We start from the raw sequence: 20,809 nt of genomic DNA, 5'->3' as shown, positions 1-20,809 counted from the left end.
GACGCAAAGTATTCCTACACTTATTCTGTGGAGCAGAATACGAACGCATATCGCGTCGAAGCGGTGGACCGCGCGCTGGTCCTGCTGACGCTGCTCGCCGAGCGCGGGCGGCTGAGCGTGACCGAGGCGGCGGGGGAGCTCGGCGTGGTGCCGTCGACGGCGCACCGACTGCTGTCCACGCTCTGCCACCGGGACTTCGCCGTGCGGGGCGACGACAGGCTGTACCGACCGGGCGCGCACTCCCTTTCGACGGGGGCGCGTACCGTGCCCGCCCTGCCCGACCGGATGCGTCCGCATCTGGAGAGCCTCTACGGAGCCGTGAACGAGACGGTCCACCTCATGGTCCGCACCGGCACCGAGGTGCTGTTCCTCGACGGCATCGAGGGCGTACGGTCCCTGCGGGTGGGCCTGCGTATCGGCGTACGCATGCCCGCCTACCGCACTTCCGGCGGCAAGGCCATGCTCGCCGATCTGGAGCCGGGCGCCGTCGAGGCGCTGCACGCCGGCGGACTGCCCCCGTCGGCCAACGAGAAGATCGGCGATCTGCCCGCGCTGCGCCGCGAACTCGACACGGTCCGCCGCCAGGGCTTCGGATACAACCAGGACGAGAGCGAACCCGGGGTGACCGCCATCGGCGCCTCACTCGGGCTCGTCGACGGCCACCACGCCGCTCTCGCCGTCGCGCTTCCCTCGGTCCGCGCCGGGTCGGGCGGGGTGGAGGCGCTGGCCGCGCGGCTGCTGCGGACCTGCCGGGACGCCCGCCGCGACGTCGGCGGCACCGACCGACCGCAGCGGAACGACCCGTAACGGACGGGAAGGAACTCAATCATGCGATGAGCGCGTTATCCACCGTAATGGCCGGCCGCGAAACGGGCCGGCCTCGCCCACCGGAGTCACCGCCGCACCACGCGGCGGGCGACCGCGCGTACAGGAGCGGCCACACGAGTCGGCCCGCCGGATGATGACCGTCTGCCCGGGGAGTTTTTGATGGCCCTGTCCTTCTCACGATCCTCCGAACCACTCCGGCAGCACGGCCGGCTCCGCACGGACGACGTGCAGCTCGCCCAGCAGGTCGTGGCCGAGGTCTACGAGCCGCACACCCTGCGTACGGTGGACAGGAACGGCCTCGACGCGCGCCTCAACGCCGTCCAGCTCGGGGGTGTGACCCTCGGGTACCTCACGTACGGCACCGAGGCGCACATCACGCTTCCGGCCAGCGAGCACTGGTACCACGTCAACATCACGCTCGCGGGCAGCAGCCTCGTCACCCGGGAGAACGGTGACCGGGGCATGACGCGGGGCATGGCCCACGCGGCGATCCTGCTCCCCCACCGCGCCCAGACGATCGCCTGGGCCGAGGACGCCGCGCAGTTCGCCCTCAAGATCCCGCGGGCCGATCTGGAGGGGCACCTCGCGGCCCTGACCCGCTCGCAGGTCACCGGTCCCATCGACTTCGACCTGGTGGTGGATCTGGACTCCCGGGCCGGGAAGGGGCTGTTGCGCTGTATCGAATTCGTCCGGACCGAATGGGACGAGGACGGAATCCTCGCGCGGAACGGGGACTCCCGCCGCCAGCTCGAATCCATGCTCCTGACGAATCTCCTGGTGGCCTCCACGGGACCGCACCAGGCACTCCTCCAGCAGCCGGAGGAGACGCCCAGATCGAGCACGCTGAAGAGCGCCCTCGACTACATCCACGATCACGCCGGTGATCTCCCGACGCCGACCGACGTGGCCGAGGCGACCGGGGTGGGCGTCCGGACCCTGCAACTGCACTTCCTCAACAGCCTGGGCTGTACGCCGTCGCAGTATCTGCGCGACATCCGGCTGCGCCGGGTCCGTGACGAGCTGCTGTATCCGCGCTCGGGCGGGACGACGGTCACCGACATCGCCTCCGCGTACGGCTTCTACCACCTGGGGCGGTTCTCCTCGCTGTACCGGTCGGTGTACGCGGAGTCGCCGTCGGAGACGCTGCGCAGGACGAAGGGCTGCTGAGCGTCCGGGGCCCGGCCGCGGGGCCGGGCCACGTGCCTGGTGTGCCGCGCGGTCACACCACCTGGACGATGTGCTTGTACTCCTGGAACTCCGCCAGCGCCCGGTTGCCGTTGAGCCGGCCGAGACCGCTCTGCTTGCAGCCGCCCTCCTCGAACTGGTCGAGCACCACGGCCCAGCCGTTCGTCCACACGGTCCCCGCGTCCAGCGCGTCGGCGAGCCGCAGCCCGCGGGCCCCGTCGGCGGTCCACACCGACGCCGCCAGGCCGTACTGCGTGGCGTTGGCCTTGCGTACCGCCTCCTCCTCCGAGGCGAACGTCTCGAACGTGGCGACCGGACCGAAGAGTTCCCGCTGTACGAGGGGCGAATCGGTGTCCCGCACACCGAGCAGCGCCGGACGGTAGTAGGCGCCCCGGGACAGGCTCTCGTCGTCGGGCCGGCCACCGGGCACGATGACCTCGGCGTCCCCGAGCGACTCCGCGATCAGCGCCTCCAGCCGGTCCCGGGCGGCGATGTCGATCAGCGGGCCCATCTGCGAGTCCGCGGCGTCGCCCGGCCCGACCCTGACCCGGCCCAGCGCCTCGGCGAGCCTCGACCTGACCTCGTCGGCCACCGAGGACTGGACGAGCACCCGGCTTCCGGTCATGCAGAACTGGCCGCTGAAGGTGGTGATGCCGGCGACGATCGTCCCCACGGCCGCGTCGAGGTTCGCGTCCTCGAAGACGATCATGGGGGTCTTGCCGCCCAGTTCGAGGGAGAGCCGCTTCAGGGTCGGTCCGGCGTCCGCCATGATCCGCCGGCCCACATCGGTGCTGCCCGTATAGCTCAGCGCGGCCACGTCGGGTGAGGCGACCAGCAGCTTCGCGCCCGCGCTGCCGGACTCGTTGAACACATTGAGCACACCGGCGGGAAGCGAGGGGCAGTCGGCGAGGAGTTCGGCGAGCCGGGTGTTGACCAGCGCGGTCTGCGCGGCCATCTTCATCACGACCGTGCAGCCCGCGGCGAGTGCCGGGGCGAAGGACCGGACGGACAGCACCACGGGGGAGTTCCACGGAACGATGACGCCCGCCACCCCCACCGGCTCGGCCAGCAGGATGGAGTAGACGCCCGGCCGCACCCGGCCGCCGCTCCCGGCGTCGGTGAGCGCCTGCGCGGCGTAGTAGCGCAGCTTCGACGGCGTCAGGCTCAGTTCGAAGTGGGCCTCGGGGAGGATCTTGCCGTTCTCGCGGGCGAGCAGGTCGGCGAGTTCGCCGGTCGCGGCCTCGATACGGTCGGCCATCTCGTTGAGCACCCGGGCGCGCAACTGCCGGTCGGTCCGCCACTCGTGGGCCGCGAAGACGTCCTTCGCGATCCTGATGGCGTCCCGCACCTGGGACTCGTCCACCTCGTAGTAGGTACCGAGCGGCTGCCCGTCCGCGGGGGATACGGAGACGCCCGTCGTGTTCGAGGTGACCCACTCCCCGCCGATGTAGTGCCGGGCCGGTCCCGGATTCCGGCCGAGGGGCTTGCTTTCCGCGACGTCACTGGTCACGACGTTCCTTCCTGTTCATGTCTTCGTCTTCGTCTTCGTTGACCGAAAGGCGACTCCCGGGCGCCGCGGGGAACCGGTGCTTCTCCCCCGCCCGCCTCATGGGGCGGCCCTCTTGCGGCGGTCCGCCTCAGCCGGCGGCCTTCTTGGCGTGTCGGAGCGCCAGGGGGTCCGGGCCGAACCGCCGGCCGTTCAGGGTCTCCGCGAGCGTCACCACCTGGTCGGCGAACTCCCCGAGGTCGGCGAGGACTCCGGCGTCCACCTCGTCGTCACGGAAGGCGGCGTCCACGAAGAAGGCGCTGTTGGGCGCGGTGAGTGCGCCGAACCAGCCGAGGATGTCCCGGAGATGGCGCTCGGCCGACAGAAAGTGCTGCGGTGCCGCGGCGACGGTGAGTATCCCCACCGGCTTCGACCGCAGCGCCTCGGCGGGCAGCAGGTCGATCAGCAGTTTGAGGGTGCCGGTGATCGAGCCGCGATAGACCGGTGAGGCCAGGACGACGGCGTCCGCGCCGGCGATCGCCTCCACCGCGTTGTCGCCCCACGCGGCCGCCATGGGGCCGATCGGCTCCCGGGGTCCGATCCGCTCCGCACTCCAGGCGGGATGGCGGTCGCGGACACCGGTTTCGATCAGCCCGAGGGCACGGGCCATTTTCCCGGGCGGTGTGGGACTTCCGTAGACGGTCGCGAGTTTCATCCGATCACTGCTTCTCTCCTGTCGAATTCGAGATAACGGCCCCGGAAGAACAGCAGCGGATCGCGGGCCGTACCGGTTTCCAGTCCGGTGACCGCGGCCACCACGACGGTGTGGTCACCCGCGTCGACCTCGTCGACGACGGAACATTCGACCCATGCCAGAGCGCCGTTGATGAGCGGCATTCCGGCCGGTGACGGCCGCCACTCGACGCCGGCGAACCGGTCGACGCCCGACCGCGCGAAACGATCCCCGACCGACTGCTGATCGGCGGCCAGCACACTGACGGCGAACAGACCCGATTTCCTGATTCCGGGCCAGGTGGCCGACTCCTTCCGCACGCACACCAGCACTAGCGGCGGTTCCAGGGAGAGCGCGGAGAACGACTGGCAGGTGAATCCGGTGGGCTCTCCGTCGTCGATCGAGGCCACCACGGTGACACCGGTGCAGAAATGGCCGAGTACGGTCTTGTAGTCCCGCACGTTCACGCCGAGAGAATTCGTCATTCCCAACCTCCCTGGTCCCGTGCCGCTCTCAGTTCCGCAGACCCGCTTCCCGCATCAGCGGAAGGACCCGCTCGCCGAAGTACTGGAGTTCCTCCACGTAGTCGAGGAATCCGATCATCATGCCGTCGACGCCCGCCCGGGAAAGCTCGGCCAGCTGCTCGACGATCTGTTCCGGCGTGCCGATCAGCGGATAGCCGCCGTAACCGAGGATGAACCGCTCCTGGAGCGCCTTGATCTTGTCGAACGAGCCGCTTTCGGCCCCGAGGCCGCCCGAGACCATTTTGGCGACCTCCCAGTCGCCCTTTTCGAGGATGTGGTCGAGGAGGGCCTTCGTCTCCTTCTCGGTGTCCCGGCAGATGATGTTGCCGTAGCCGAGGATGCCCAGATCACGCTGGTGGGTACGGGCGATGGAGCGCACGCGGGCCGCGGTCTCGCCTGCCTCGGCCGGGTCGGAGAAGGCGATGAAGTTGAAGTCGCATTCGCGTGCGCAGAATTCCAGGCCCTCCGGCGAGTTGCCGGCGTTGACCAGTACCGGGTACGGCTGCTGGATCGGCTTGGGGTCGGAGAAGGCGTCCTTGATGTCGAAGAACTCGCCGTTGAAGGTGACTCCCTCACCCTCGGTCCACATGCGCTTGGCGATGGTGATCCACTCGGAACCGTAGCGGTAGCGGGCGTCGTGGTCGCGCTGTGTTCCGCCGAACATCTCCATTTCGGCCTTGTACCAGCCCATGGTCATATTGAGACCGAACCGACCTTGGGAGATGTGGTCGACGGTGACGGATTCCTTCGCCGCCACGATCGGGTTCTTGGTCGGTACGTGCGTGGTGGAGAACACCATGATGTTCTCGGTCGCCTGGGCGAGACCGGCCGCCCAGGTGTGGGTCTCGAAGTTCGAGCCGTTGAAATTGGTCTCGCCGCCCATACCGCGGTAACGGGCGACCGGAAGCATCGCCTCGAAACCGAGCCGGTCCGCGATCTGCGCGATCTTCTGGGTGTGCTGCCAGCTGAGTTCGTAGGACGACTCGGCGTGGGTGGCCATCAGCCCGTGACTGCAATTGGAACCGAAGATCCCCAGCTTCATCTTGTTGTCGTTGAACATGGGGACACCACTGGCCCGACGGGCCGCGACGAGTTCGTCATAGGTCAGCCCGGGGGCGGCTTTGGCGCTCATATCGTCTCCTGTTTGCGTAGCTACGACGCCGTATGGCGGTAGGGCTCGAAACACGTGACGACAAAGTAGGCAGGCACCCGCGGAAGCGGCTATCCCCGATGCGAACGGCCGACGGCCGACAAACGAAACCCCGCGAATCGACCCATGACGCCGGCGCGGTTCCGGCGCCGTTCCGCCCTGGGACGCAGCGTCAACTGGGCGTCAGGAGCGTCCTCTTGGACACGCACGACACCCAGGACGCCCAGAAGACCCGCCGGGAGACAGCGGGTCAGCGGGTCAGCGGGTCAGCGGGTCAGCGGGCCTATGCCACCGGGGCCAGGATCGCCACGCACTCCACATGGTGGGTGAACGGGAAGAGGTCGAACGCGCGCAGGGTCACCGGCCGGTAGCCCTCCTCCGCGAAGTAGGCGAGGTCGCGGGCGAGCGCGGCCGGGTCGCAGGCGACGTAGGCGATCCGGCGCGGACCCATGGCGGCCAGCCGCCGTACGGTCGCGCCGCCGGCGCCCGCGCGGGGCGGGTCCAGGACGATCAGGTCGGCCTCGGTGATGCCGGTGCGCGGCAGGATCTGCTCGACCTTGCCGTGCTCGATACGGACCCGGTCCAGGTCCTGGAGGTTGTGCCGGGCGTCCTCGGCCGCGCGCTTGCCGGACTCGATGCCCAGCACGGCGCCGCGCTCCCCGACGCGTTCGGCGAGCGCGCCGGCGAAGAGCCCGACCCCGCAGTAGAGGTCGAGGGCCATCTCGCCCTTGCGGGGCATCAGGCCCTGCATGACGGCCTCGACGAGGACATCGGCCGCCTTGGGGTGGACCTGCCAGAAGCCTCCGTCGCCGACCCGCCAGGTGCGCCCGGCGGCGCGCTCGCGGACGAAGGGGCGGCCGTGGACGCGGTGCACGGCGTGGTCGCGCTCGCCGATCCGCTGCACGGACACCGGCCGGTCGAGTTCGACGATGGGCAGCCGACCGCCGGGACGCGGGGTCAGGATCACCTGGCGGTCGTGCGACCCGGTGGCCGCGATGGCCTCGACGGAGGCGATCTGCGGCCAGCTGCGGGCCTCGACGCCCAGCTCGCTGACCTCGGGGGCCGCGATCAGGCAGTGGTCGATCACCTCGACCTCGTGCGAGCGGTGCTTGCGCAGGCCCGCGCGGCCCTCGGTGTCCACCGCGTACTGCACCCGGGTCCGCCACGCCGGGACCTCGCCCTTGGCGACCTTGTCGCCGGGGGCGGGCGCGACGGTGCCGTCCCAGCCGGCCTCCTGCGGGGTGAGCCCGGCCAGCCGGGCGAGCTGCTCGGTGATCACGGCGGCCTTCAGCCGCCGCTGGGCGCCGGGCGCCGCGTGCTGCCAGTCGCAGCCGCCGCACCGCCCGGGCCCGGAGAACGGGCAGGGGGCCTCGACCCGGTCCTTGGAGGCGACCAGCACCTGTACGGCGTCGGCCCGCAGGAAGCGCGCGCCCTCCTCGCCCTCGGTGACCTTGGCGATCACCCGCTCGCCGGGCAGCGCGTGCCGTACGAAGAGCACCTGCCCCGCTTCCGTACGCGCGACGCAGTGGCCGCCGTGCGCGACCTGGCCCACCTCGACCTCGTACTCCTGGCCGATGAGCGAGGGCGCGGATTCGGTCTGCATGGCGGGGCTGCTCCTGGGCTGAGAGGGGGGATGCGCGAGGACGTCTTGGGCCCGGCGGCAACAGCCCACCAGTCTACGTGCCCGCGCCCGCCCTCATTTCCGCCCGGAACCGGGCGCCGGGCCGCAGCCCCGCGCGCCCGGCCTCACTGGCCCCCGGAGCCCGTACCGGAGCCGGAACCCGACCCCGACCCCGTCTCCGTACCCGACCCGCGGCCGCTGGGCTCCTGCTCGCCGCGCGGCGGGCCGACCGGGCCGCGGCGGATCGAGCCGGGCGCGTTCCAGTTCGCCCGCCGCCGTGCGCGTGCCTTGGCCGCCTCAGAGGACTCCAGCTGCCACGGCACGGAGGTGACCATCACCCCGGGCGTGAACAGCAGCCGCCCCTTGAGGCGCAGGGCGCTCTGGTTGTGGAGCAGGTGCTCGTACCAGTGGCCGACGACGTACTCGGGGATGTAGACGCTCACCACGTCGCGCGGGCGGTCGCGGCGCAGCCCCTTGACGTAGTCGATGATCGGCCGGGTGATTTCGCGGTAGGGCGAGTCGAGGACCTTGAGCGGTACGTCCATGCCGTGCAGCTGCCACTCCGCCTGGAGGGCCTTGGTGTCGGCGGGGTCGACGTTGATGGTGAGCGCTTCCAGGGTGTCCGAGCGCATCAGCTTGGCGTACGTCAGGGCCCGCAGGGTGGGCTTGTGCACCTTGGAGACCAGCACGATGGAGTGCACACGCGAGGGGCGTACGGACTCCTCGCCCGGCTCCTCGTCGGCGGCGATCTCGTCGGCGACCCGGGTGTAGTGGCCGCGGATCGCGGTCATGGTGCCGAAGAAGATCACCATGCCGAGCACCGCGACCCAGGCGCCGTGGGTGAACTTCGTCAGCAGCACGATCACCAGCACCAGGCCGGTGAGGAAGGCGCCGAAGGTGTTGATCGCCCGGGAGCGGTGCATGTGGCGGCGCTTGGCCGGGTCGCGCTCGGTGCGCAGATGGCGGTTCCAGTGCCGGACCATGCCGATCTGGCTGAGTGTGAAGGAGACGAACACGCCGACGATGTAGAGCTGGATCAGCCGGGTGGAGTCGGCGCCGTAGATGTAGACCAGCACGCAGGCGAATCCGGCCAGCAGCACGATGCCGTTGGAGAAGGCCAGCCGGTCGCCGCGGGTGTGCAGCTGACGGGGCAGGAAGCGGTCCTGGGCGAGGATCGAGGCGAGCACGGGGAAGCCGTTGTAGGCGGTGTTCGCGGCCAGGAAGAGCACGAGCGCGGTGACGGCGGCCAGGAAGACGAACGGGATCGAGTTGTGTCCGAAGACCGCCTCGGCGACCTGGGCGATCACCGGGTCCTGGGTGAAGCCGGTGCCGACCGGCCTGCCGTGGTCGAGCAGGTCGGTCGCCGGGTTCGAGGCCATCCGCACATGGGTGTTTATGGCCAGCGCGATGATGCCGCAGAACATGGTGACGGCCAGCAGGCCCATCGCGGCCAGCGTGGTGGCGGCGTTCTTGGACTTGGGCTTGCGGAAGGCCGGGACGCCGTTGCTGATCGCCTCGACACCGGTCAGGGCGGCGCAGCCGGAGGAGAAGGCCCGCAGCAGCAGGAAGATCAGGGCGAAGCCGCCGATGCCTGAGGACTCGGCGCGGATGGTGTACCCGGCGGTAGGCGCGTGCATGTCATGCCCAGTGGCGATCCTGAGGATGCCCCAGCCGATCATGCAGAACACGCCGAAGACGAAGGCGTAGGTGGGGATCGCGAAGATCGTGCCGGACTCGCGCACCCCGCGCAGGTTCATCAGCATCAGTACGACGATCATGCCGACCGCGCCGAGCACCTTGTGGGTGACGAAGAAGGGGACGGCCGAGCCCAGGTTCTCGATGCCGGAGGCGACCGACACCGCGACGGTGAGCACGTAGTCGACCATCAGCGCGCTGGCGACGGTCAGTCCGGCCCTGGGCCCCAGATTGGTGGTGGCGACCTCGTAGTCACCGCCACCGGAGGGGTAGGCGTGCACGTTCTGCCGGTAGGAGGCGACGACGGTGAACATCAGCACCACGACGGCGACCGCGATCCACGGGCTGAAGCGGTAGGCCGACACGCCCGCGATCGACAGGACCAGCAGCACCTCGCCCGGTGCGTACGCCACTGACGACAGCGGGTCGGACGCGAAGACGGGTAGCGCGAGACGTTTGGGGAGCAGCGTCTCCCCGAGTTTGTCGCTGCGCAGCGCCCGGCCGATCAGAATCCGTTTCGGCAGGTCGGTCAGTTTGGACACCCCGCGATGTTAAGGGATCGGCCATACGTGCGTGTGCGCCACCGCTCCACGAAGTGCGGCGAAGTTGGACGCCCGGGCCGGTGCAACCTTCTGACCCGCGACGCGCGTGTGTAGCTTTGGCTGCGGTCTGAGACGCTAGGACCGATCCACAGGTCTCCATTGGACCGATCCGTACGACGACTCGCAGTCTCCGTCGGAAAAGTTGGCAGCCGGAAGGACGGTCGTGCACGTCGTGATTATGGGATGCGGGCGAGTGGGCTCCACTCTCGCGCACTCCCTCGAACAGCATGGTCATACGGTCGCGGTGATCGACCAGGACCCCAAGGCGTTCCGCCGGCTGGGTTCGGGGTTCGGCGGGCGCCGGGTGACCGGAGTCGGGTTCGACCAGGACACGCTGCGCGAGGCCGGCATCGAGGAGGCGGGTGCCTTCGCGGCCGTCAGCAGCGGCGACAACTCCAACATCATCGCGGCCCGGGTGGCCAGGGAGATGTTCGGCGTCGAGAACGTGGCGGCGCGGATCTACGACCCGCGCCGGGCCGAGGTCTACCAGCGGCTCGGCATTCCCACGGTGGCCACCGTGCGGTGGACCGCCGACCAGATGCTGCGCAGGCTGCTGCCGTCGGGCGCGGAGCCGCTGTGGCGCGATCCCAGCGGCGGGGTGCAGCTCGCCGAGGTGCACCCCTCGCCCGCCTGGATCGGCCACAAGATCAGCAGCCTCCAGGAGGAGACCGGGGTGCGTGTCGCGTTCGTCACCCGGCTCGGTGAGGCGACGCTGCCGACCGCGCAGACGGTGCTCCAGGAGGGCGATCTGGTGCATGTGATCATGCGCTCCGAGGCGGTCGCCGATGTCGAGAGGGCGTTCGCCAAGGGGCCAGAGGAGGCGCACTCATGAGGGTCGCCATCGCCGGGGCCGGCGCGGTCGGCAGATCGATCGCGGCGGAGCTGCTGGAGAACGGGCACGAGGTGCTGCTCGTCGACAAGAACCCCACCTCCATCTCGGTGGAGCGGGTGCCGCAGGCCGAGTGGCTGCTCGCGGACGCCTGCGAGATCACCTCGCTGGACGAGGCCGCGCTCCAGCGCTGCAACGTGGTGATCGCGGCGACGGGTGACGACAAGGTCAACCTGGTCGTGTCGCTGCTGGCCAAGACGGAGTACGGCGTCCCGCGGGTCGTCGCCCGGGTCAACAACCCGAAGAACGAGTGGCTGTTCAACGAGTCCTGGGGCGTGGACGTGGCCGTGTCCACCCCGCGGCTGATGTCGGCGCTGGTCGAGGAGGCCGTGAGCGTCGGCGACCTGGTACGGCTGCTGCGCTTCAGCCAGGGTGACGCCAACCTCGTGGAGTTGACACTGCCCGAGGAGGCCGCGCTGGTCGGCACCCGGGTCGGTGACGTGGAGTGGCCGCAGGACACCTCGCTGGTGACGATCATCCGGGGCAACCGGGTGCTCACGCCCTCCAAGGACGACGCCCTGGAGGCCGGTGACGAGCTGCTGTTCGTGGCGGCGCCGCACCGGGAGGAGCAGCTGGAGGACCTGCTGTCCGTCAAGGACGCCTCCGCCGGCCCCGCCGAGGGGTAGCGACGACATGAGCAGGGCCCCGGCAACCACGGGTTGCCGGGGCCCTGCTTCATGTCCGGGGGCGCTGTGGTCCGGTGGCCGCCACGGGTGGCTCGGCCGGCTCGGCTCAGGAGGAGGGGGACGCCTCGCGCTCCTTGGCGGCCTTCTCGGCCGCCTCCATCTCCGCGATCACGTCGATCGGCGGCGGCGCCTTCACCAGGAAGATCCAGGTGAGGTAGACCGACAGCAGGAAGGGCGGGATGCCGAGGGCGACCTTGACCCAGCCGAGCTGGGTGGCGTTCCCCCACCAGTACAGCGGGAAGAGGATCGCGGACTTGGCGAGCAGGATCAGGCCCCAGGCCCAGCTGGCCTTGGTGTACGCGCGCAGCCGCCCCGGGTTGCGTTTGCGCCAGGACAGGTTCTCCTTGAAGATCGGCCCGAGGATCAGGCCGAGCAGCGGCAGGCCCGCGGCGGCGGAGACGATGTACGCGATCGCCAGGCCCAGCGTGTAGAGCATGCCGGGCAGATAGAAGTTCTTGGCGTTGCCGGACATCATCGCGAAGACCGCGCCGAAGGCGACGCCGAACACTCCGCTGAAGGCGTGCTTGAGGGTGTCGCGCTGTGCCAGCCGCGCCACGCCGAGCAGCACCGAAAGGGTGAGCGCGGCGATCGCCGAGGTCTTGATGTCCCGGTCGACCGTGTAGATCGCGACGAAGACCAGTCCGGGAACGGTGGTCTCGATCATGCCGCGGACGCCGCCGAAGGCTTCGAAGAGCGCGGCCTCGGTGACCGCCCTGGCCTCCTCGGTGACCCGGCCGGTCTCCCCCGCCTTGTCCGCTGCCCTCGATTCCGCTGATCCCCCCGCTTCGCGGATCTCCGGCCCCGGCGGTGCCGGCTGACCGGTGTGAACCGTCTGATCCGTGTTGTCGATCGACGCCACCTGTTACTCCTGTCCGACCGGACGCAGCTCGTACTTGGGGTTGAACAGCACCGGACGGCCCCGGTTGAGGGAGATCCGGCCCGACGCGATGATCATGCGGCCGGGTTCTATGCCGCTGATGCTGCGGCGGCCCAGCCACACCAGGTCCAGTGCGGCCGATCCGTCGAACAACTCGGCTTCCAGCGCGGGCACACCCGCCCGGGGACGGAGCGTGACCGTACGCAGCGTACCGGTGACGGACACTATCTGGCGGTCGGAGCAGTCGCAGATCCGCGTGCAGCCCACCGCGAGCGCGTCCTGCTGCAGTTCCTCGGAGTGCAGTTCCTCCTGCGAGGAGGACAGGCGGTCGAGCATGCGGCGGAAGCGACCCGCGGGTCGGTCGGAACGGATGGCACCACTCATATGGTCAAGGGTACCGGCCGCCTCCGGCAGAACCAGAGGGCGAACGAGACCGGCCCGCGACCCCGTACGGAACGGCACGGAGACCCCCTGGTACGCCTCGGCCGGCGCCCGCCCTTCCGGGTCATATTCCCGCCGAATACCCCCGCCGAGGCTGAGCGCCCGCCGCCGTTCACGGAGCGCCGCTCGTATACCGCATCGAGTGATATCTGTGAGCAGTATTGGCTATTTCCGTTGCACAACAAGGTGGCAGTGGTATGGCACCGTGACACACCGTCGTGTCATGCTCACGAATAGGACAGGGTGGGCACCGGTCGGAGGGGCGGCATGGAGATTCATCTCCTGGGGGCGGTCGAACTGTTCGCGCGTGAATCCTCGGTACGGCTCCGTTCCGACCGGGAACGGTGTCTGCTGGCCTCGCTCGCCCTCGACCTCGGCCGGTCAATCGGCCAGGACGAACTGGTCGACCGATTATGGGGCGACGATCCGCCCGACGACCCCCTGGCGAATCTGTACACGCATGTCTCACGGCTGCGGCGCGTGCTGCGGGAGGCCGCGGAACGGGACGGCACACGGCCGGTCCCGGCCGTCCGGGTGCGGGCGCACGCCTACCGGCTGGAAGCCGACCCGGAGATCGTCGACTGGCACCGTTATATACGGCTCTCGGCCGAGGCCCGGGCGGCGGCCGGCACCGACCCCCGGACCCTCGCGCTCTTCGAGGAGGCGGACGGCCTGTGGACCGGAGAGGCCCTTGCGGGGCTGCCGGGGAACTGGGCGCAGTCCGCGCGTGTCGCGATGGCCGAGCGGCGGATGTCCACCCTGCACGCGGGGCTGGCGCTGCGCATGCGGCTCGGACAGTTCGAGGAGGTGGCCGCCGAGGCGGCGGAGCTGGCCGGGCGCCATCCCCTGAACGAAACGCTCGTCCGGCACCACGTGGTGGCGCTCTACGCCTCAGGACGGCACGCCGACGCCCTGGACGTCTTCCAGCAGGCACGGCGGCTGTTCAGGGAACGGCTCGGCAGCGAGCCGGGCGAGTCGCTGTCCCGGGCCCACACCCTGATCCTGCGCAGGGCTCCGCTCACCGACCTCGTCCCGGGCCTGCCGGCCCCGTCGCCCCCGCCGGCAGTGGCGGCGCCGGTCCCGCGCAATCTGCCGCGCCGTCACCAACTCGTGGGCCGCGAGGGCGAACTCGGCCGCCTGCTCTCCGCCGAACGCGCGACGGGATACTCGGGATCGGTCATCACGATCGAGGCGATCTCCGGAATGGCGGGCGTCGGCAAGAGCGAACTCGCACTGCACGCCGCCTATCGGCTCGGCGAACGCTTCCCCGACGGCCAGGTGCTCGTCGATCTGCGCGCCCACTCGGTCACCCTGCCGCCGCTGACGGCCGAGGCCGGACTCGGCGCGCTGCTGCGCGCATTCGGAATTCCGCCGTCCGCGATCCCGCAGGGCCTCCAGGAACGTACCGCGCTGTGGCGGGCGGTGCTGACGGGAAAGAGAGCGGTCATTGTTCTCGACGACGCGCAGAATTCTGAACAGGTGGCCCCGCTTCTTCCCGACGACAGCGCCTCGCTCGTACTGATCACCAGCAGAAACCGGCTCACCGAACTCCCCTCGGCCCGGCCGATGTTCGTCGACGTCCTCCCTCTGGACGACGCCATCGGTCTCTTCCGGCGCATCGTCGGCCCGGAACGCGCGACCGACACGGACAAGATCGCCGAAATCGTCAATCGCTGCGCGCTGCTGCCACTCGCGGTCGAGATCGTCGCGAGCCGCTTCAAAGCCCGGCCGTCGTGGGACCTCGGCCATCTCCTCGAACGGCTCTCGCGCCGCCCCGGCCGGCTGCTGGAGATACGCGACGGCCTCCGGGAGGTGGCTGCGGCCTTCGAGATGTCCTACAACGCGCTGACGGCCCCGCAGCGGGCCGCCTTCCGTCGGCTGAGTCTCCTGCCGGGTACGGACTTCGGCCCGTACGCGGCCGCCGCGATCGTCGGCGAACCGCTGGACCGCACCGAGCGGTTGATCGAGGACCTGCTCAACTGCCATCTGCTCCAGGAGCCCCGGCCGAACCGCTATCGCTTCCACGACCTGCTGGCCGAATACGCCGCGCACCTCGCCGTCCTGGAGGAATCGGCGGCCGAGCGCGGCGCGGCCGTGCTGCGGTTGACCGAGTACGCGCTGCGGGCCTCCGACCGCGCCGACCGACTGCTGCGTCCGCACCGCTCGCGGCCGGCCCTGCCCGTCCCCGCGCCCGCCTCGCACGTCGCCGTGCCCGGCTGGGCGGACGCCGCGGCGGCCCGTGACTGGCTCGCCGACGAGTTGGAGTGCCTGCTCGCGGTCGAGTGGCGCACCCGGCAGGAGGGCAACGCCCGCAAGGCCGCGTGGCTCGCCCATGTGCTGGCGGAGTTCGCCGACTCCGAGGGCTACTGGCCGGAAGGCGTCGAGATGCACCGGGCCGCGGCGGACCACTGGCACAGGGTGGGTGATCCGCGCGCGGAGTCACGCGCGCTGCTCGACCTGGCGGCCATCCACTCGCGGGCGTCCCGCTACACCGACGCCACCCAGGCCGCGGAACCCGCCCTGACCCTCGCCCGCGCCTCCGGCGACGACACGGTCGCCGCCGAGGCGCTGAACCAACTCGGTGTCCTCCGCTGGTATGTGGGCGAGTACGACGCCGCGCTGAAGATTCTGGGCGATTCCCTGCGACTACGCGGCGAGGACATGTGGGGCCGGTCGAGGACTCTGAACAATGTGGCGATCACCTGTCTCCATATGGGGGATCACCGCAACGCGCTGAAAACGTTCACAGAATCGCTCAGCGGTCTGCGGGAATTGGGCGACCGACGTCTGGAGGCCCGGCTTCTGAGCAATATCGGCGACCTCCGCAGAAGGGCCGGGAAAATAGCGTCCGCGCATTCCGCCTTTGTCGAAGCGCTCGCGCTGAGCGCGGGCGAGGGAAGCGATATCGACCGGGCGGTGATCCGGATGAATATCGGCACCACTCTGAGAATTCCCGAGGAATTCGATTCCGCCGTGGAACTCCACACCTCTTCGCTGGCCGTCTTCCGTCGGTACGGAGACCGCAAGTACGAGACCAGTGCCCTCAACGCCCTGGGCGCGGTCTACTCGGCGGCCGGTCACCATGCGGAAGCGACCATCCACCACGAGGGAGCGCTGCGCCAGGCCCGGGAACTGGGCATCGGCGACGACGAGGCGGCGGCACTGCGCGGACTCGGAATCGCCTCGGGTGCTCTCGGGCAGTACGCCCGGGCCCGGAGATGCCTGGAGGAGGCGGCCACGCTCGCGTTGAACATCCGCTCTCCCGAGGAGGAGGCACTCGCCTGCGACGCGCTCGCCCAACTTCTGCTCGGGCAGGGCAATCCCGATGAGGCGCGGGAGATATGGCAGCGGGCGCTGGCCTTGTTCGAGCCCTTCAACGACACGGCGGCTGAGCGTATTCGAAAGTCGATGATCGAAATTGACCGAACCGGTCCGAGCTGTCGAAAAAAGGAGGCATGAACACGACGGATCGACCCTCGATCAACCCCCCGGAAAATGGCATATGCCAAAACCACGGAAAAGCTTGAGTTGCGCACATCGCCAGATGATCATCTCTTTGTCTCGACCAAGATCGAACTATCTGAGGATCATCGAATATGTGCACTATCAAGGCCCTCACCGTTGCGGGCCTGCTCACCGTGACCTCCTTCGCCGCGTCTGCGGCGGAGCGCGGCGCGGAGCCCGCCCCGGCCCGGGCCGTACCCGCCGTGGCGGCTGCCCCGTCCACCGGAGCGGCCCCGGACCGAACCCCGGCCCGGACCCGGATCGAGGCCACTGCCCAGGTCCAGGTCGTCGTTCAGGCCGAGTTCACGGTCGGCCGCTCCCACAGCAACGTCTGCATGCCGATGGGCGGTGGAACGGTCACGCTGGCGGCGTGACCGCGGAGCGCGGCACAGCGGGCTCCGACTCCCGGCAGGGGGCGGAGCCCGCACGGCTACTCGTCGGCGACGACACGGCCGTCACGGGGTTCGAGTACGCCACTGCCAGGCGCGGGCCGACGGGTGGGGGTTCGGCCAGGGAGGAGGAAGGGCGTGGTCAGGAGGAAGACGCCCGCCGCCGCGATCGCCGTGCGGGGGCCCGTCAGGCCCGCCAGCAGGCCCCACAGCGCCGTCGCCGCCGCGATCGTCGCCTTACCGGTGACCGACCACGCGGACAGCGTGCGCGCGACCCGGTCCGCCGGCGTCCGGTCGAGCCGGTAGGTGGCGAACACCGGGTTGAACACCCCCATACAGGTGATCAGTCCGAGTTCGACGCCCATGACGAGCACGAGCCCGGCGACCCCCGGCCGGATGAACGCCAGCCCGAGCGGCCAGCAGGCACGCAGCGTCCCCGTGGTGAGCAGGACCTTGTGCTGCCCGTACCGGGCCACGAGCGGGCGGGCCAGCCGTGAGCCGATCAGGCCCCCGACGCAGGGCACCGCGAAGGCGAGGCCGTACTGCCAGGGCGCGAAACCGAGACGGCCGAGCATGAGCGTGACCAGCAGGGGCCCGGCCGCCATGATCAGCCCGTTGACCAGGACCGTGTTGAGGAACAGCGGGCGCAGCGCCGGGTCGGCCAGGATGTGCCGCCACCCGTCGGACAGATCGCGGGCCCGCAGCCGCGGCGGCGCGTCCTCGCGTACAGGGCGCGATTCGCCGCCGATCGCGCGGATTCCCGCGGCCGAGAGCAGATAGCTGACCGCGTCGGCCACCACGGTCGTCACCGGGCCGAACAGCCCTATCGCGGCCCCGCCGAGCGGGGGTCCGAGCACGGTGGCGGTCCAGGTCGTGGCCTCGAACCGCCCGTTGGCGACGAGCAGATCCTCCGGCGGCACAAGGGACTTGAGGCACGCGCCGGCCGCGGCGCCGAAGGTGATGTCGGCCGCCGCCACGACGACCGACACGACCAGGAGTTGGGAGAAGCCGAGCAGGCCGAGCGCGAAGGCGGCCGGGACGGTCAGCAGCGCCGCGCATCTGATCAGGTCCATCGCGACCATCACCGGCCGCTTGCGGCGGAATTCCACCCAGGGGCCGAGCGGCACCGCCACCGCCGCGCCCACGGCCGCCCCCGCGGCCGCCAGCACCGCCACCCGTGTCGGCCCGGCGTGCAGCACCAGGACGGCGATCAGCGGGAAGGCGTCGAACGCGAGCCGCGTGCCGAAGGCGCTGACCCCGTACGCCGCCCAGAGCCACCCGAACTCCCGCCCCAGCGAACGCCCTTCCCCCATGCCCGGCACACTCCTCGACATCGCACCCGGACAACCCCGCGTTGCCCGGCGACATCACATCCGGCTGGAGCCCGGCCGATCAAACAACTACCGGGACCGCCCGGCGACAACCGCACGTTGTACGCCTAGGGTGGCCGGCGTGAATCTCGACGCCGTACGCACCTTCGTCACCGTCGCGGACGCGGGCCGGTTCCGGGAGGCCGCCGCCGATCTGCCGATCACCCAGCAGGCCGTCTCCAAACGCATCGCTACCCTGGAGAACGACCTCGGCGTACGGCTGTTCACCCGCCCCGCGCGCGGGGCGCGGCTCACCCTCGACGGACAGGCGTTCCTGCCGCACGCCCGCGCTCTCCTCCAGGCCGAGGAACGGGCGGCCGCGTCGGTGCGGCCCGGTACCCGCGCCCTGCGCGTCGACGTGATCGGCCGCAGGCTCGCGCCCGCCGACCTGCTGCGCGGCTTCCACCGCGCCCGTCCCGGCACCGAACTCGACGTCGTGACCCTCTTCGACGCCGAAGCGGCCGTCACCGCCGTCCGTTCCGGCACCATTGACGCGACCTTCCGCGCCGTCACCGTGCCGCCGCGGCGCCTCCCCGACGGCGTCCGGGCCGCCCGGGTACTGGACGAGCCCCTTCAACTCCTGACGGGGCCGGCCCATCCGCTCGCCACCGCACGTACGGTCACGCCCGCCCAGCTCGCCGGGCACAGGATCTGGATGCCGGGCATCGTCTCCGGTACCGAATGGGCGGCCTACTACGACGACTTGGCCGCGGCTTTCGGGCTCACCATCGAGGCGACCGGCCCCGACTTCGGTACCGAACCGCTCCTCGACACCATCGCCGACTCCCCCGCGCTGGCCACCTTCGTGGGCGAGCAGACCCGCCTCGCCTGGCCCGCGGAGCACGACCTGCGACGTGTCGCCGTACGCGACCCGACGCCGGTCTACCCGCACTCACTGATCTGGCGCGCCGACAACCCGCACCCCACGCTCGCCGCACTACGCGTCCACCTGGACGCCGCACGGGCCGCCCACGACACCACCGGCACCTGGACACCGGCCTGGGCGCACTGACCCGCCGGCGGTACGACCGCCCGCCGCAATGGCTACTCGTCGGAGACGATGCGGCCGTCGCGCAGTTCGAGGACCCGGTCGGCCAGCGCCAGCAGTTGCGCGTCGTGCGTGGCGACCAGCGCCGTGACGCCCTCGCTGCGGACGACGGCCCGCAGCAGTTCCATCACCGCGAGCCCCGTGTCCGCGTCGAGCTGGCCGGTCGGCTCGTCGGCGATGATCAGTCCTGGGCGGTTCGCGAGCGCGCGGGCGATGGCGACACGCTGCTGCTGCCCGCCGGACAGCTCACCGGGCCGCTGGGCGGCGTGATCGGCCAGGCCGACCAGCGAGAGCAGCAGTTGGACCCGCTCCTCACGCTCGCGCGACGCGACCTTGCGCAGCCGCATCGGCACCCCCACGTTCTCCGCCGCGGTGAGGATGGGCAGCAGGCCGAAGGACTGGAAGACAAAGCCGATCCGGTCGCGCCGCAGCGCCAGCAGTTCGTCGTCGCCGAGCCCGGCGAGATCCGTGCCGTCGAGGGTGACGCGGCCGCCGTCGGGTGTGTCCAGGCCGCCGACGAGATTGAGCACCGTGGTCTTGCCGGAGCCGGACCGGCCCTTGAGCGCGACCAGTTCGCCGCGCGGCGCGGAGAAGGAGACCCCGCGCAGCGCGTGCACGGCGGTCCCACCGCTGCCGTAGGTGCGGCGCAGATCCTCCACGACGACCATGTCGCCGCCGCGCGCGCCCTCCGCGACGGCGGTGGCCGCGCTGCCCGTGGCCGCGGACTGCTCGCTCATGACTCTTCCTCCCCGTCCCGGCCCGTGTCCCAGTCGGGCCGGACCCCGATGCGACGGCCGCAGCACTTCGGCCGCAGCACTTCGGCCGCAGCACGGCCGTCGCGTATCCGTACCGTACGCCGCGCCCGGCCGGGGGCCATGGGGGCGTCCGTAACGATCAGGACGGTCACGCCGAGTTCTCATGTCCCGGGCAAAAGGATCACCCGGCCGCCGAACGTATCGGCGGCCGGGTGGCCTGTGCGGAAGTTTCAGCCGACAGCGGCGGCGGTCAGTGCAGCTCGGTGATCTCCGGACCGCGGCGCAGCGGGTCGATGCCGTCGCCGAACTTCGACGGCTCCTCGCCCTGCTCGGGCGCGGCACCGTCCGGCACCATCTGCGCGTCGTTCGGCAGCTTGAGCACGATCGGGTCACGAGGCGCCATGGGGGCGTCGCCGCGCACCACGACGGTGTCACGGAAGACGGACTCCAGGACCCCGGCCGCGGCCGGCTGCACCGCGCCCTGACCGGAGATCACCCCGCGCAGGAACCAGCGCGGGCCGTCGGCGCCGATGAAGCGCACGAGCTGGACACCATTGGTGCCGTCGGGCAGCTGCACGGGCACCTGGGCCCGCAGCTCCCAGCCGAGGGGGCCCTCGACCTCGTCGACGATGCCGCCCTGCTGGGTGATGCCGGAGGCGATCTCCTCGCGCACCTCGCCCCAGATGCCCTCGGACTTCGGGGCGGCGAACGCCTGGAGCTGCACGGCGCTGTCGCGCAGCACCACGGTCGCGGCGACGATCGACTCCCCCGCCACCTCCACCCGCAGCTCCATGCCTTCGACGCCGGGCACGAACAGACCGCCGAGGTCCACCCGGCCCTCGCCGGGCTCCTGGATCTCGCTCAGATCCCACGGGCCGTCGGGCCGGGGGGCGGGCGGAAGGTTGTACCGGGACGGCTCGCCGGAGTCGTCCGACTCCGGAGCGTCCTGTGCCGACTCGTCCGGGCTCTCGGCCTCGTCGAACTCCTCGACGGCGTCTTCGCGCTCCTTGCGACGACGGAACACGG

At 70.6% G+C, this 20,809-nt stretch carries 18 protein-coding genes; 7 read left to right on the top strand and 11 right to left on the bottom strand.

Annotation, left to right across the window (positions count from 1 at the left end; all coding sequences use genetic code 11):
* The first annotated feature begins 27 nt into the window (after positions 1 to 27).
* Together OHA30_RS28015 and OHA30_RS28010 are read left to right on the top strand one after the other, a co-directional pair.
* Positions 28 to 807 carry an IclR family transcriptional regulator gene (locus OHA30_RS28015; protein ID WP_328916656.1) on the top strand — a complete coding sequence of 260 codons (780 nt, stop codon included), beginning with the start codon at positions 28 to 30 and terminating at the stop codon, positions 805 to 807.
* Between the two features lie 180 nt (positions 808 to 987).
* Positions 988 to 1,995: an AraC family transcriptional regulator gene (locus OHA30_RS28010; RefSeq protein ID WP_328916655.1), complete on the top strand. Its 1,008-nt coding sequence runs from the start codon at positions 988 to 990 to the stop codon at positions 1,993 to 1,995.
* A gap of 52 nt (positions 1,996 to 2,047) precedes the next feature.
* On the opposite strand, the gene OHA30_RS28005 is transcribed toward OHA30_RS28010, so the two are convergent.
* The 6 genes from OHA30_RS28005 to OHA30_RS27980 form a co-directional block, all read right to left on the bottom strand.
* Positions 2,048 to 3,523 carry an aldehyde dehydrogenase family protein gene (locus OHA30_RS28005; protein ID WP_328916654.1) on the bottom strand — a complete coding sequence of 492 codons (1,476 nt, stop codon included), beginning with the start codon at positions 3,521 to 3,523 and terminating at the stop codon, positions 2,048 to 2,050.
* Between the two features lie 127 nt (positions 3,524 to 3,650).
* On the bottom strand, positions 3,651 to 4,214 hold the full coding sequence (locus OHA30_RS28000; protein ID WP_328916653.1) for an NADPH-dependent FMN reductase: 564 nt from the start codon (positions 4,212 to 4,214) through the stop codon (positions 3,651 to 3,653).
* Positions 4,211 to 4,717, bottom strand: coding sequence for a flavin reductase family protein (locus tag OHA30_RS27995; protein ID WP_328916652.1), 507 nt, complete (start codon positions 4,715 to 4,717; stop codon positions 4,211 to 4,213). Before OHA30_RS27995 ends, OHA30_RS28000 begins: the two co-directional genes overlap by 4 nt.
* Positions 4,718 to 4,745: 28 nt before the next feature.
* Positions 4,746 to 5,888: an LLM class flavin-dependent oxidoreductase gene (locus tag OHA30_RS27990; protein WP_328916651.1), complete on the bottom strand. Its 1,143-nt coding sequence runs from the start codon at positions 5,886 to 5,888 to the stop codon at positions 4,746 to 4,748.
* A gap of 301 nt (positions 5,889 to 6,189) precedes the next feature.
* On the bottom strand, positions 6,190 to 7,509 hold the full coding sequence (locus OHA30_RS27985) for a class I SAM-dependent RNA methyltransferase (RefSeq protein WP_328916650.1): 1,320 nt from the start codon (positions 7,507 to 7,509) through the stop codon (positions 6,190 to 6,192).
* A 143-nt stretch (positions 7,510 to 7,652) separates the two neighbouring features.
* Positions 7,653 to 9,764, bottom strand: a complete 2,112-nt coding sequence (locus tag OHA30_RS27980; RefSeq protein WP_328916649.1) for an APC family permease — start codon at positions 9,762 to 9,764, stop codon at positions 7,653 to 7,655.
* Between the two features lie 223 nt (positions 9,765 to 9,987).
* Between OHA30_RS27980 and OHA30_RS27975 the strand changes: the two genes are divergently transcribed.
* Entirely contained in the window at positions 9,988 to 10,656 is a 669-nt protein-coding gene (locus OHA30_RS27975) for a potassium channel family protein (RefSeq protein ID WP_328916648.1), read from the top strand.
* Positions 10,653 to 11,339, top strand: coding sequence for a potassium channel family protein (locus OHA30_RS27970; protein WP_328916647.1), 687 nt, complete (start codon positions 10,653 to 10,655; stop codon positions 11,337 to 11,339). The genes OHA30_RS27975 and OHA30_RS27970 overlap by 4 nt, the downstream gene beginning before the upstream one ends.
* A gap of 106 nt (positions 11,340 to 11,445) precedes the next feature.
* Here OHA30_RS27970 and OHA30_RS27965 read toward each other — a convergent pair whose 3' ends face one another.
* Positions 11,446 to 12,258 carry a DUF3159 domain-containing protein gene (locus tag OHA30_RS27965; protein ID WP_328916646.1) on the bottom strand — a complete coding sequence of 271 codons (813 nt, stop codon included), beginning with the start codon at positions 12,256 to 12,258 and terminating at the stop codon, positions 11,446 to 11,448.
* 3 nt (positions 12,259 to 12,261) lie between these two features.
* Positions 12,262 to 12,660, bottom strand: a complete 399-nt coding sequence (locus tag OHA30_RS27960; protein WP_328916645.1) for an OB-fold nucleic acid binding domain-containing protein — start codon at positions 12,658 to 12,660, stop codon at positions 12,262 to 12,264.
* 324 nt (positions 12,661 to 12,984) lie between these two features.
* On the opposite strand from OHA30_RS27960, the gene OHA30_RS27955 reads away from it, so the two are divergent.
* Positions 12,985 to 16,176, top strand: a complete 3,192-nt coding sequence (locus tag OHA30_RS27955; RefSeq protein WP_328916644.1) for an AfsR/SARP family transcriptional regulator — start codon at positions 12,985 to 12,987, stop codon at positions 16,174 to 16,176.
* A gap of 137 nt (positions 16,177 to 16,313) precedes the next feature.
* Positions 16,314 to 16,595, top strand: coding sequence for a hypothetical protein (locus OHA30_RS27950; protein WP_328916643.1), 282 nt, complete (start codon positions 16,314 to 16,316; stop codon positions 16,593 to 16,595).
* A 56-nt stretch (positions 16,596 to 16,651) separates the two neighbouring features.
* On the opposite strand, the gene OHA30_RS27945 is transcribed toward OHA30_RS27950, so the two are convergent.
* Positions 16,652 to 17,923 (bottom strand): MFS transporter, encoded by a 1,272-nt coding sequence (locus OHA30_RS27945; RefSeq protein ID WP_328916642.1) that lies wholly within the window; start codon positions 17,921 to 17,923, stop codon positions 16,652 to 16,654.
* Positions 17,924 to 18,062: 139 nt separating this feature from the next.
* On the opposite strand from OHA30_RS27945, the gene OHA30_RS27940 reads away from it, so the two are divergent.
* On the top strand, positions 18,063 to 18,992 hold the full coding sequence (locus OHA30_RS27940) for a LysR family transcriptional regulator (protein ID WP_328916641.1): 930 nt from the start codon (positions 18,063 to 18,065) through the stop codon (positions 18,990 to 18,992).
* A gap of 32 nt (positions 18,993 to 19,024) precedes the next feature.
* Here OHA30_RS27940 and OHA30_RS27935 read toward each other — a convergent pair whose 3' ends face one another.
* Both OHA30_RS27935 and OHA30_RS27930 read right to left on the bottom strand, forming a co-directional pair.
* Entirely contained in the window at positions 19,025 to 19,765 is a 741-nt protein-coding gene (locus tag OHA30_RS27935; protein ID WP_328916640.1) for an ABC transporter ATP-binding protein, read from the bottom strand.
* Positions 19,766 to 20,033: 268 nt separating this feature from the next.
* A complete protein-coding gene (locus tag OHA30_RS27930; RefSeq protein WP_328916639.1) occupies positions 20,034 to 20,807 on the bottom strand; it encodes a DUF3710 domain-containing protein in 774 nt (257 codons plus the stop codon).
* Positions 20,808 to 20,809 lie beyond the last annotated feature (2 nt).

Source organism: Streptomyces sp. NBC_00223 (assembly GCF_036199905.1).
Taxonomy (GTDB): Bacteria; Actinomycetota; Actinomycetes; order Streptomycetales; family Streptomycetaceae; genus Actinacidiphila.
The sequence above is the reverse complement of the archived record's forward strand: the minus strand, read 5'-3'. Positions and strand labels throughout refer to the sequence as shown.

Bases quoted from the DNA above. Each gene is read 5' to 3' on its own strand.
- OHA30_RS27985 (WP_328916650.1), bottom strand. From the start codon at position 7,509: ATGCAGACCGAATCCGCGCCCTCGCTCATCGGCCAGGAGTACGAGGTC.
- OHA30_RS28010 (WP_328916655.1), top strand. From the start codon at position 988: ATGGCCCTGTCCTTCTCACGATCCTCCGAACCACTCCGGCAGCACGGC.
- OHA30_RS27935 (WP_328916640.1), bottom strand. From the start codon at position 19,765: ATGAGCGAGCAGTCCGCGGCCACGGGCAGCGCGGCCACCGCCGTCGCG.
- OHA30_RS27945 (WP_328916642.1), bottom strand. From the start codon at position 17,923: ATGGGGGAAGGGCGTTCGCTGGGGCGGGAGTTCGGGTGGCTCTGGGCG.
- OHA30_RS27950 (WP_328916643.1), top strand. From the start codon at position 16,314: ATGTGCACTATCAAGGCCCTCACCGTTGCGGGCCTGCTCACCGTGACC.
- OHA30_RS27970 (WP_328916647.1), top strand. From the start codon at position 10,653: ATGAGGGTCGCCATCGCCGGGGCCGGCGCGGTCGGCAGATCGATCGCG.
- OHA30_RS27955 (WP_328916644.1), top strand. From the start codon at position 12,985: ATGGAGATTCATCTCCTGGGGGCGGTCGAACTGTTCGCGCGTGAATCC.
- OHA30_RS27960 (WP_328916645.1), bottom strand. From the start codon at position 12,660: ATGAGTGGTGCCATCCGTTCCGACCGACCCGCGGGTCGCTTCCGCCGC.
- OHA30_RS28000 (WP_328916653.1), bottom strand. From the start codon at position 4,214: ATGAAACTCGCGACCGTCTACGGAAGTCCCACACCGCCCGGGAAAATG.
- OHA30_RS27990 (WP_328916651.1), bottom strand. From the start codon at position 5,888: ATGAGCGCCAAAGCCGCCCCCGGGCTGACCTATGACGAACTCGTCGCG.
- OHA30_RS27995 (WP_328916652.1), bottom strand. From the start codon at position 4,717: ATGACGAATTCTCTCGGCGTGAACGTGCGGGACTACAAGACCGTACTC.